An 11419-nucleotide genomic window follows, 5' to 3' on the forward strand; every position below is an offset into this window, starting at 1 on the left:
GCTTTACACCCTACAATTTTCACAATTTTCTTGGAACCATTTCCAAGTGCTGGATAAGCCATCGCGAAGTGAAATACTAGGTTTCCAATTGATTAGGGATTGAGCCAATGAAACATCCAGCCGTTTAACCGGCGTTCCTTCCGGCTTACTCGTGTCGAAATCAAGTTTCCCCTTAAATTCGGTTACATCGCAAAGTAATTCAGCCAACTCACGAATAGAACAGTCTGTACCTGTCCCCATATTTATGTGTGAACTCATTGGTGGAATTACCGCATTAAACGCAGCATTTGGAAGGTTTGCTATTTCGATAGAGCCTCGAGCCAGATCGGAAACATGTAAAAATTCCCTTCTAGCCCTACCACTACCCCAAATGCTTACCGACGAAGCGTTATTTTGCTTCGCCTTAGCGAACTTATTGATAAGCGCTGGAATAACGTGACTGCCATTAAGCTCGAAATTGTCATAAGGACCATACAAATTAGTAGGCATCACGCTTCGATAGTCTCTACCATATTGCCTGTTAAAGCTTTCGCAAAGCTTAATACCTGCTATTTTGGCAATAGCATAAGGCTCATTCGTTGGCTCAAGAGCGCCTGAAAGAAGCGATGACTCTTTAATAGGTTGCTCCGCAAATTTTGGGTAAATACAGCTTGACCCTAAAAATAACAGCTTATTAATATCACTTTCGTGTGCCGCTTCAATCACATTTGCACTTATCATCAAGTTTTCGTAGATGAAACTCGCTGGCAATGTATTGTTGGCGTGTATTCCCCCAACTTTTGCAGCCGCCAAGTACACCTCATCAACGTGATGACTTTTGAAAAACTGCTTTACCGAAAGCTGATTTGTAAGGTCAAGTTGACCACGACTCGCTGTTACAATTTCAATATTGCTATTTTTAGATAGCTCGCTAACTAGAGCACGCCCCACCATTCCCTTGTGGCCCGCTACATAAATTCGTTTAGCCGACATTATCAACCTTCCCCACTGATAGGGAGTTCAAACCCGTTCGCTTTTAAAAATGCTAACCTACGCGCCTCTTCAGCATCTGACGATACCATTTCTTCGCACATTTCTTTTGCTGATATTGTAGGCTCCCAGTTCAAGGTTTCTTTTGCCTTAGTAGGATCACCTAACAAGGAATCAACTTCGGCAGGCCTAAAGTACTTTTTATCTATCCTGACTATCACATCTCCTACATTCAGTGCTGGTGACAGTGCTTTGTCGACAGAAACTACCGTAGCAATTTCGTGAACATCTGAACCAGAAAATTTAAGCTCAACGCCCAACGCCTTTGCCGACCATTGAACAAATTGTCGAACTGAGTATTGCTCCCCAGTTGCTACAACAAAATCTTCAGGTTTATCTTGTTGCAACATTAGCCACTGCATGTAAACGTAATCTTTGGCGTGCCCCCAATCTCTGAGCGCATCTAAATTTCCTAAATGTAAACAACTCTCTAGGCCCTGAGAAATGTTGGCTAGTCCACGCGTAATCTTTCTCGTTACAAAGGTCTCACCCCGGCGAGGCGATTCATGATTAAATAAAATCCCATTACACGCATATAGACCATATGCTTCTCTATAGTTAACGGTTATCCAATACGCATACAGTTTGGCCACGGCGTAAGGTGAGCGCGGATGAAAGGGCGTGGTTTCTCTTTGCGGCGTCTCGGCAACTTTGCCATAAAGCTCTGAAGTAGAGGCCTGATAGAATTTAGTTTTGTCTTTTAAACCTAGTAACCTAATAGCCTCTAGAAGCCGTAAGGTTCCCATAGCGTCGACGTCTGCAGTATATTCAGGCGAATCAAAACTCACCGCGACATGGCTTTGCGCTCCTAAATTGTAAATCTCATCAGGTTGGATCATTTGCACTAATTTAATAATGTTGGAGCTATCGGTTAAGTCGCCATAATGCAATATGAAGTTCCTATTCGATTCGAAGGGATCTTGATAGATATGATCTACACGCTGCGTATTAAACGATGACGCTCTTCGCTTAATCCCGTGAACCTCATATCCCTTCTCTAACAGGAGTTCGGCTAAATAGGAACCATCTTGACCGGTGATACCTGTTATTAAAGCCGTCTTTTTTTCAGGCATTACATATCTCTCCAACTTATCACTTTCGTTCCTTCGAGCTTATCCCTCAGCACTTCACTAATATCAAGTTCATGCTCACCTTCCACGCCATTTATCACCATGGATAATGCTAAATCACGCGCTTCCTCTATGGACTTTACTGGCACGTCCATTATCTCATTTATACTATCTCGTGTGGATTGCAGGAAACATGAAACGAGGGCGCCATTCTGTCTGAGCGCATCTGCAATTAATATCGACAATTGCCGTGTACCAAATACTCCAACTTTCATTCCACTATAACTTGCCAAAAGCTTCTCTTGATTGAGAACCTTTTCAAGAAGCAATTTTAAATCAATAACATTCTTATCAAGCTGAATTTCCTTACTAGAGGTCGTTTCTCCAATTAATTGAGCAACAGCATCAGCTTCTCTTTTTAGTAGTAACCTACTGGCGCTGCTAGAACTTGCGCCTCCCTGGCGAAAATTAGCGGAAATCGCATCGATATAAGTTCCTTGATAGCGTGCGATCGCAGTTTTCATGAAGAAACTGTCAGCATATAACTTAAAACACTCGCTAAAAGGGCCTATCTTGTTGAACAAAGAGGATTTGCAGAAAAAACCCTGATGACAGGTGTTTGCGCGATTCAATACCTCTGTGTTAGCAAACCATACTTCCCCTGATTCCTCATCGAAACATCTGACTTTTGTGACCGCATAATCAATATCTTCACTTCCAAAAGCATCGAGAATAGTTTTAATAACACCCGTTTCATAAAGCGAATCGTCAGCACCGAGAAAAAAAATTATGTCGCCTGACGCTAGATCAACGCCACGGTTAAATGCATGATAAATTCCTCTATCTGGCGCCGAAAAGATCTTAGCGACGTGTGGGTACTTTGATATAGTAGCCAGTGTTTTGTCAGTAGAGCCGCCATCAATAATTATATGTTCAATTTTATCTATTGCGGTTTGCTCAGCAACGCTGCCAAGACACTCTTCTATTAGGTGAGCACAGTTGTAGGTTGCCGTGATTATGGAGATTTTCATTTTATTCTACGTTTATCCTCAGATACCACTATTAGGCAAGAATCAAAAAATCTTGCCCATTATGCAGGTTCTCACTTTCGAGAAACTCGGTTAGCTCTTCCCTGACAGGTTGTGCAGCTATCACCAGCGCGGCTTCGGCAACAGTCATATAATTAGCTAATGAAATGACGGTAAATTTTGTTTCGTTGTCAGTTACTATATCCTGAGTGGGCGAAGTTTCTACAAACGCTTTAACCGCAATACCTCGGTGCACCATTACTCTAGCAAACGCTTTTGCCATTTGGCCTGTTCCGAATACAAAGAGCGACTTGCCTGAAATACAATGTGAAAGCCTACCCCACTTTTCTTCAACGACTAGAGACAGGCCATGCTCAAGATCTCGCGCTGATAGAGAAGCCGTGGTAGAGGAATCGCTTACCCTCATATTAACGAGTACTTTTTCAACGCACCCAAACTTAGCCTTAGCATTAAGCAACCGCAAAAACAAAACGTAATCTTCAAACATTCTTAAGCAAGGATACCCAACGTTTCGCAGTGACGTTGTTTTTGCAAAATATGTAGTGTGAGGGAAACAGGGCCAATCTAAGAGTGCTTGCTGGATAACACTTGGCTCAGATACGCTATTTAGTAATCCTTCCTTCTTTGCTTTAAACTGCTTAAAGCGCGCTGAGTCACGCACCTTTTCATTATCAGGAAAATAAGAAAGAAAGCATTTAACCAGGTCAAAGCCACCTTCCTCAAGATGCTTTAGCTGCTCTTGGAATCGGGTAGACGAGCTAATGTCGTCAGCGTCCACTTTGGCGATGTATGGCGTGTTTACAAGGGATAACGCCTGATTTAGGCAATAGCCCACGCCTTTGTTCTGGCTGTTTGCAACAAGCTTTATGCGAGCGTCATCGAAACTATTAATAACATCTGTTGTATTATCGGAAGAGCCATCGTCTATGATAAGCAATTCAAAGTCTTCATAAGTCTGAGACAGAACAGACGCAATAGAGGCGCCAACCCACCTTGAAGCATTGTAGGTTGTCATTAGCGCCGTCACGGTTGCCACTACCTATTGACCTCTAGCTTGTCTAATTTGATTTACTTTGGCCGCTTTTCGTTTTGAATATTCATTTTCACTAATAAACTCTCTGCGCATGTCTATTGATTTTAACCGTGGCATCAATACTAGGCGATCACCACTTTTTAAAACCAGCGCTTTCTCTGAAAGTGGTTCGTCACTAATAATAATGAAATCAGGCCCACCGTAACAATGCCTTCCCTCTCCAACCACAGTAAATTGAGATAGAAACGCTAAATCTAAACTAGGATGCTGCGTGTACTTTTGGAGGAAAATAACGTCCTCTAAGCCAGACGTAATAGCAATCACAGCCAAGTCTACTCGAGATAAATCATTTGCTTGTAACGGCTCAAGTGGATTTTCAAAAGACCCCGGAGACAGTACGGTTACTCCTTTTATAGGCTGCCCTACACATTGGGCTACATCCATCTCGATATTACACACTGAGGTATCGTTTTTAACTTCCTCGTTGTTAATAAGCCAGTTGATGACAACCGGTTTAACATCCGTCGCTACTCCCTTCTTAGCTAAATTAAACAAAGGACTAGATATAAAATAATGAGCCGGCTGCATTTGTAGATTCAAAGGAGAACGACTGAATTCATTTGCTAGGATTTTCTGGCGACGCACTCCAGACAGAGACGAGACAGCATCCTGACCATATTGGTCATCAGAAATAATCGCAAGGATATCGTCAACATACCGCGCCCAGATAGCACTAAGCTCGTTTGCTGCACGCGTTGCAACTTGTTCGTCTGCAAGGTTAAGTAGCTTACTAAACATGCTGTTAATATAGTTGAACGTGCCGTTGAGGTAATAAAAAGCCAATGATTTTTTTCGTTGAAACGAAGAAACAATAAAGTCCCTTTGTTTCAATATAAATTCGTCAATGTCTTCCATGGTCGAAAAAGTGCTTTTTACGACCCCAGTCAAGACGTTTAATTCCTCAATTAAGCTTTGTGTATTGTATCGAATTCCAAATTCATTAATAAACCAATCATTGTGTTCACTAGTAAATGCAAGAGTGTGTAAAGCGGAATTCGCATTCGCCTTCATTTCAGGAGTAGAGACAAGTAGCACATTTTCTTGTTTCAGCGGCTTGGCGCCAAGTATTCTCGCACCGTCGTTAAGGTTGTAGACTTCGCTAGAGGAAGAAGCAAATACTTGCTCTAAAACGCTTTTCGAAACTTTGAATTCGTATTTGGTTTTTACCCAAGGTTTAAAGTTACCAGGAATCGCTAATGACATTGCGTGGTTAGCTGAATAATCATATAACTCATTACCTTCAACATCGTAATATCCAGATGACTTTGAATGATGGTATGAATCACTAACAAAGCCCATATCAGTACCAAAAAGGTATATTTGATTGAAACCGATAGTTGTGGCGATATCTGCAGCAAAGTTTGTAACTGTGGGATAGGAAAAGTTCAACGTTGTAAAACCGTGATCCTTCTTAAGCTCTGTGAAGGCCACAGTTGATGCCTCGCCCTGCTTAAAGGCCAATAAGGTTTTTCCAAATAGAGCAGCTGCATCGGGATGAACACCGTTACAGCTTAATAATGTAATTCGTTTTAGATAGTCTTGATCATCAACTCTAGTGAGCCAATCGAAGGTAGAACGGTTTGTCTCAATTTCAGCATGATAGTCTGGGCAAATTCCCTGTCTATGTAGTGCTTGAAGCGCTGTTCCACATGATATTATGATTGCCCGCTCAGACTCTTCCTTTAGCGTATCCATAAGCCCGTCTAACGAGGGCCCGTTCCCAACAATAAATACCGGAACATCCAACACTTCGGTTGACAAAAGTTTCTTTACTCTTTTATTTAAAAAAGGGACATTGTTTTTTAATGCCCATACAGTATGAGAAATACCGTACTTTGCATTATCAAAGTAATCCCCCATTGCAATAATAACAAGCAATTGCTCACGCAGTTGGGCAACTGCATCAGTAAGTTTCTCGTTAACATAGCTCTGATAGAAGAATGTATTTGCCAACACATAAGGGCCAACAGACTGAAATTGAATCAATAAATCATTGGTGAGGTTTGAGCCATCGTCACCTATGTTTAAGTAAAGACGCTTTTTTCCTTCATCAAACGAAGAAATGATATTTGCCCAGTCAATGGCAAATAATGAGGCATAAAAGAAATCTCGATTTGGCTCGCAAATAAATAGCATACCAATATCGTGTTCTTTTACTAAGTAGTTAAGCCCATAACCACTGCCAATGCCAAACTGGATGATAGACTTGACCTGAGTGGGTAACGCACTTTGCTTCTCCTGCACATCTTTTAGTATAGATTCGCACTCTTCGACAAGCTGGTAGTGCAAATACCCTTTTAACTTCTTTCCTTTATAGCTTAGAAGTAGACCGTCTTTGTTCGGCTTCGATGCAAAAGATTTAAAATTTGTTTTCGCGTCAACAATTGGCGCGCTGGAAAACAATGCATTGGTTGACTTGTGATAAAGATAAACCTCCCCATCCACATTAGCGCTTGGCGACCACTGCTGAGGCTCATAATTTACAAACTCTTCGTATAAATTCGGGAAGTACTTTTTTAGAGCGACGAGATTATTGTTCTTTCGTTCTTCATCTAAATTTGAAGAACGTAATTCCTTGTCATCTTTCAGCGGCGCCCACTGATGAAGGTAACTCTCGCTAATTGAAGTAGTGTTGCGAGCAGGTAACCACGACTGCAGTTCGTGCCAATCTGATGTCATTAATTTGCTTTCGAGGCTATTGAACATCGGGTTATGCAAGTGTTTATAAAAGTCTAGTCTATCAACTCCAATATGTTTTTTAAGCTCCAACATATCTTTCGCGAAGTTTGCGCCGTCAGAACCAATTTGAAGGTACAAGGCGATGCTTCGTTCTTTTGCGATATTGAGTAATTCTCTCCAATTGAGGCTAGAGAGCGAACACACAAAATAATCAATATTAGGCTCATAGACCACTATATGTTGATAGCGGCCTTCGCTAATTAAATGTTCAATGTGGTAACCTAACCCCAACCCCAGTACAACCATCGCAGGAATGGATTGCTCATTATCACTAGATAATGAGATAGGATCCGTTCGAGCAATATATGTGTTGTAGTGAGAGAGAACTTCTTGCTTTGGATGCTCACCATACAACACCTGCCCGGTGTTGTAGTTAATGATATTCAGCTCGCCAAATTTATTACACAGCAAGGTAGATACTGATGAATCATGCTTCTTAATTAGGCCTGCCAAGGTAGGAACAAACCGCTCAAATGCACTCATACTGAGTCGATAGTTGTCCCTAATCTCTTGCGCAAGCGCTCGCTCAATATTTTGTTGCTGTCGCTCATCTTCATGAACGTGAAACTGAATCTGCTGTAACATGGCTATTTATATTTCTTAACGGCTGCACGGCCTCTGGAAAATTTGACCGCCTCTTTTTTAGCATTATCAAGCAAACCTTGCGCCAGCTCTTCAAGCTTTTGATTTATCGTAATTTCTTTTTGTGCAAACGAGCTTTTTTCATCGCCCTCAAGGCGAGATAGCGCTCGAACAACAACTTTATGACGTATTTGGGAAAGGTATCGAAATCGTTCTGTGGAGAACTCTTCACTGGACGACGATAAGCAAGCAGCTAACTCTGTGTTAACTGCTTGAAGGAAAGGTGGAGTTTCGCAATGGTCTAATATTGTATTTTTCAAACAGCTTGTCGTTTCTGGCGCTGGGCTTCATATGCTTCCTGCTTCGCTTCTTCAGGAATTTGTACCCATGCATCGCGTATTGGTGTTAATAGGCTAGACACTTCATCCAACATATTCAAGTCGTTGTTAAAATGTGCATCATTCAAACGTTCTACCATGTAGTTGTATAATGCAAACATATTTTCAGCTACTTCACCACCAACCTCTACATCAAGCGTATCTCGCAAGTGCATGATAATTGCGCTTGCTTTAGAAATGAAATCCGCTTTAGCCACTAGTTCTTTGCGCTCCATTGCCCCTTTTGCGTAAGCAACTCTATCAAGCGCTCCCTGCAAAAGCATAAGTGTTAATTTATGCGGATCTGCATTTGCAACGTCCTGTTTTAAGTTCCCTTTCCGATAGGCATTTATACCTTTGAGTGACATAACAACTCCAACTCTACTTTATTTACAACGACGCTAATAACGCTGAACCAGTTTGGTTTAACTGCGCAACGGTTTGGTCGAGATTTAAATATTTATCCCGAAGAATCTCTTCATAGTTCAGCATGCGTAATTCGAGTGTCTCACGCTCGTCATATAACTCTTCTCGCTCATCTTTTACAGAGCGTTCACGCAAGCTGATTAAGCCACTATAAGATGTATATTCTTTTGAAAACTCGTATAAGCGAGTAGCAATACCTTCATCTGAATCAGTAAACAACTTAGCAATCTCGTCGAAGTTATCTTCTAATGCATCTTCTAGACGATCTTCACCTGATCCTAAACCAAAATCAGTTGAGCCAATTTCTAACTTACCTTCATCATCGAATTCAATACCGATTTGGAAAAGCCCACCAAGAGCTGAGGAGCTGACGCTATCACCAACGATTGATGCCAACCCACTTTGTATTCCGCGAAGTAAAGAATCACCAGCGAGTGCGCCATCATCTTCTAGCTCAGATTCGCCGTATTTAGTCAACGTACCTATTTCATCAATCAGCGCGTTATAGTTATCGACAAAGTCACGGATTTTTTTATCTAAACCTTCTTTGTCATAGCCGATGTCTAGTTTAGTTGCTTGAAATTCTCCAGCCGCGTCTTTCGGAGAAACCTCATTAACATCAAATGAAACGTTTTGAATAGTATTTTCGAACTCGTTAGAACTACTTTGAACCTCGATACCGTCGACGTAGGCAATAGCATTGCGGGCACTTTCTATATTGGCAGTGCTAATATTGTTGGTGCCACCCGTTGTTGATAATCGATCTAACTCAGCGGCGCCTGTATCATTTGTAATGACAAGGTCATTACCATCACCTGTTTCATCTGAAGAGAACACTAGACGAGGACCTGCGCCTGTTCCGGTGTCAATAATGTTAGCCGTTACGCCAAAGTTATCATCTGCGCTGTTAATCTTTTCACGTAACGCTGTTAGTGACATGCCTGCGGTCACATCTACAGTGAAACTCTCGCTTCCACCAACATCAAACGTAAGCGATCCCGTCCCAGATGTTAGTACTGGGTCGCTGCTTGAAGTAAATGCACCGGCATCTGTCGTGATCCTGCTTCCTGCAGCAAGTTGTTCAACAACAATTTCATAGCTGCCGCGAAGCGCTGAATTTGATGCTTCTGCTGACAGAACATCATCATCTTCGGAAGGATTAGTTATAGTAGGCTCACGACCGTTTACACCGTTATCGCTTCGTAATTCATCAACGGTATCTTTAAAGTCAGACAGCTTAGATTTAATCTGTCCGAGGCCAGAAATTTCAGCCTCTATACGTTCTTCTTTTGCGTTTAAACGCTCCTCTTTGGGCTGACGTTCTGCAGTAAGAAGTTGTTGTACAAGATCATCAAGAGCAAGGCCTGACCCTACACCTAGAGACTGAATTGACATACTTTACCTCGTTAAACCTGATTGTTGATAAACACCCCTACACTGTTCCCAACATCCTGTTGCAGCTCTTGAATGCGTTCAGCAAGTTTCAACACTTCTTCTGAAGGTATTTGCCTAATAACATCACCAGACTGTGAGTCTTTCACCGTTACTACAGAGCGCTTTGTTTCATCGTCTATGGTAAAAGCTAAATCCCTATTCTGAACTTTAAGGAATGATTCAACTTTGGCGACAGCTTCGTCTAGCTGAGCACCGTTCCTCTCTACATCATTGTTATCGACCCGCAGGCCAGAAGCTTGAGCGATATTTTTTTTATCAACCGTTCCATTGCCCGATTGAATTTGTTCAGTTTGGTTGACACGCTGATTTGCATCGCTCTTCTGTCGCCCGGATTGTTCAAAATTCTGCTCAGTAACCAGGGGCGCGTCACTCTGCACCGGCACTACTGATGCTGGAGATGCAAAAGCTTGGCCACTTTGGGTATTTTGAATTTCCACGTAATACCTCCTTCCTGAAACGACAAAACGGGCCCTTGCCTATATATTAAGCAAGCACCCGTTACATCTCAATTAAGGTAACTAATTAAAGTATAGCTTATCCAAGCAAAGACAGCGCAGTTTGCGGACGCTGATTTGCCTGACTGAGAACAGAAACAGATGCCTGTTGAACAATCTGATTTCGAGTAAGCTCAGCCGTTTCTGCAGCAAAGTCTGTATCACGAATTTGCGAGCGAGCAGAAGATAGGTTTTCGCTGATATTACTAAGGTTACGAATAGTAGACTGGAAGCGATTTTGCAGCGCACCCAAGTCAGCTCTCACGGCCCCGATTCCAGAGATAGCACCATCAATATCACTAAGTAGTGACGAGGCTCCAGATGCGGTCGTTACGTCGTTAGTCGTAATTCCGAGGCCTGTTGCACTGAAGCCGCTGATAGAGCCTAGGTTGCCTGAAGACAAATTAACCGAAATGGTTTGGCCCGCGTTTGCGCCAACTAAGAATTTAGCAGAAAAGTTACCGTCTAGGATGTTCACATTACCGAACTGCGTATCTGTAGCGATACGTGAGATTTCTGTACGAAGTGCAGAGACTTCTTTTTGAAGTGCCTGACGGTCGGCTGAGCTGTTGATACCATTTTGTGACTGTACAGCCAACGTACGTATACGCTGCAAGCTAGTTGTAACTTCGCTAAGCGCACCTTCGGCTGTTTGCGACAAAGAAATTGCGTCGTTTGCGTTACGAACAGCTTGGTTCAAACCTTGAACCTGAGATGTAAGACGATCTGAGATTTGTAAGCCCGCTGCATCATCTGCAGCGCTGTTAATACGGAATCCCGATGAAAGTCTTTCAAACGACGTGTTTAGGCGATCGCTTACGTCAAAAAGCTGACGCTGTGCGTTGAGCGACGAAACATTAGTATTTACAAATAAAGACATTAGATTACCTCCTAGGGATTCGATGGCAAATTTGCTATCATCAAATCCTTCCAGTTCAAATTAGCTGGGTCACTACTCCCAACTAACCCCTCTCTTAAAAGTAAAGTAAATTACCCCTCAACAATAGGTATCGGCAGAGTCTTTAGGTTCTTTAGCTTTTTTTTAGTGTTTTTTATTTTAATTTCAAAAACCGAAAGTAAACGATTGTTTCACAAAGATAAAATT

10 protein-coding genes are annotated in these 11419 nt (G+C 42.1%); all 10 read right to left on the bottom strand.

Going from position 1 to position 11419, the window contains the following annotated elements:
• Positions 1-3: 3 nt before the first annotated feature.
• The 10 genes from KL866_RS05500 to KL866_RS05545 all read right to left on the bottom strand — a co-directional run bounded on the left by KL866_RS05500 (position 4) and on the right by KL866_RS05545 (position 11194).
• Positions 4-972 (bottom strand): GDP-L-fucose synthase, encoded by a 969-nt coding sequence (locus KL866_RS05500; protein ID WP_025254348.1) that lies wholly within the window; start codon positions 970-972, stop codon positions 4-6.
• 2 nt (positions 973-974) lie between these two features.
• Positions 975-2102, bottom strand: a complete 1128-nt coding sequence (gmd, locus tag KL866_RS05505) for a GDP-mannose 4,6-dehydratase (protein WP_025254347.1) — start codon at positions 2100-2102, stop codon at positions 975-977.
• A complete protein-coding gene (locus KL866_RS05510; protein WP_214993857.1) occupies positions 2102-3130 on the bottom strand; it encodes a glycosyltransferase family 2 protein in 1029 nt (342 codons plus the stop codon). The genes gmd and KL866_RS05510 overlap by 1 nt, the downstream gene beginning before the upstream one ends.
• 31 nt (positions 3131-3161) lie before the next feature.
• Positions 3162-4184, bottom strand: a complete 1023-nt coding sequence (locus tag KL866_RS05515) for a glycosyltransferase (RefSeq protein WP_025254345.1) — start codon at positions 4182-4184, stop codon at positions 3162-3164.
• A 3-nt stretch (positions 4185-4187) separates the two neighbouring features.
• The gene (locus KL866_RS05520; RefSeq protein ID WP_214993859.1) at positions 4188-7565 is read right to left on the bottom strand and encodes a 6-hydroxymethylpterin diphosphokinase MptE-like protein; all 3378 of its coding nucleotides are present in this window, start codon (positions 7563-7565) and stop codon (positions 4188-4190) included.
• A 2-nt stretch (positions 7566-7567) separates the two neighbouring features.
• Positions 7568-7882, bottom strand: coding sequence for a hypothetical protein (locus KL866_RS05525; RefSeq protein WP_025254343.1), 315 nt, complete (start codon positions 7880-7882; stop codon positions 7568-7570).
• The gene (gene fliS / locus KL866_RS05530) at positions 7879-8307 is read right to left on the bottom strand and encodes a flagellar export chaperone FliS (protein ID WP_025254342.1); all 429 of its coding nucleotides are present in this window, start codon (positions 8305-8307) and stop codon (positions 7879-7881) included. The genes KL866_RS05525 and fliS overlap by 4 nt, the downstream gene beginning before the upstream one ends.
• Positions 8308-8329: 22 nt before the next feature.
• Entirely contained in the window at positions 8330-9760 is a 1431-nt protein-coding gene (gene fliD / locus KL866_RS05535; protein ID WP_025254341.1) for a flagellar filament capping protein FliD, read from the bottom strand.
• An 11-nt stretch (positions 9761-9771) separates the two neighbouring features.
• Entirely contained in the window at positions 9772-10257 is a 486-nt protein-coding gene (locus KL866_RS20180; protein WP_214993861.1) for a flagellar protein FlaG, read from the bottom strand.
• Between the two features lie 97 nt (positions 10258-10354).
• Complete coding sequence (locus KL866_RS05545) at positions 10355-11194, bottom strand: flagellin (protein WP_025254339.1); 840 nt, start codon at positions 11192-11194, stop codon at positions 10355-10357.
• Between the last annotated feature and the right edge of the window lie 225 nt (positions 11195-11419).

The sequence above is a fragment of the Alteromonas sp. ALT199 genome (genome assembly GCF_018619335.1).
GTDB lineage: Bacteria > Pseudomonadota > Gammaproteobacteria > Enterobacterales > Alteromonadaceae > Alteromonas.